The 463-nt window shown below is 70.2% G+C and carries 1 protein-coding gene; it reads left to right on the top strand.

The window, feature by feature from the left end; genetic code table 11:
- Positions 1-463: phosphoglucose isomerase-related protein (locus CBZ_RS20515; protein WP_507762218.1), on the top strand; the 463-nt coding region annotated here is incomplete at both ends.

The following is a 463-nucleotide window of genomic DNA, read 5'->3' as shown; positions in this document are numbered from 1 at the left end:
CTCGCCGGGTTCCGTGCGGTCGACGAGCACGTCGCCGGCACGCCGTTCGAGCGCAACGTGCCCGTCCTCATGGGCCTGCTCAACGTCTGGTACGTCAACTTCCTCGGCGCGCACACGCACGCGGTGCTGCCCTACGCGCAGTACCTGCACCGGTTCGCGGCGTACCTGCAGCAGCTGACGATGGAGTCGAACGGCAAGTCGGTGCGCTGGGACGGCTCGCCCGTCACCACGCAGACCGGCGAGGTCTTCTGGGGCGAGCCCGGCACGAACGGCCAGCACGCGTTCTACCAGCTCATCCACCAGGGCACGCGGCTGATCCCGGCGGACTTCATCGCGGTCGCGAACCCCGCGCACCCGCTGCAGGACGGCGGCACCGACGTGCACGGCCTGTTCCTCGCGAACTACTTCGCGCAGACCAAGGCCCTCGCGTTCGGCAAGACCGCCGACGAGGTGCGCGCCGAGG

It is taken from the genome of Cellulomonas biazotea (assembly GCF_004306155.1).
In the GTDB taxonomy this organism is placed as follows: Bacteria; Actinomycetota; Actinomycetes; order Actinomycetales; family Cellulomonadaceae; genus Cellulomonas; species Cellulomonas biazotea.
The sequence above is the reverse complement of the archived record's forward strand: the minus strand, read 5'-3'. Positions and strand labels throughout refer to the sequence as shown.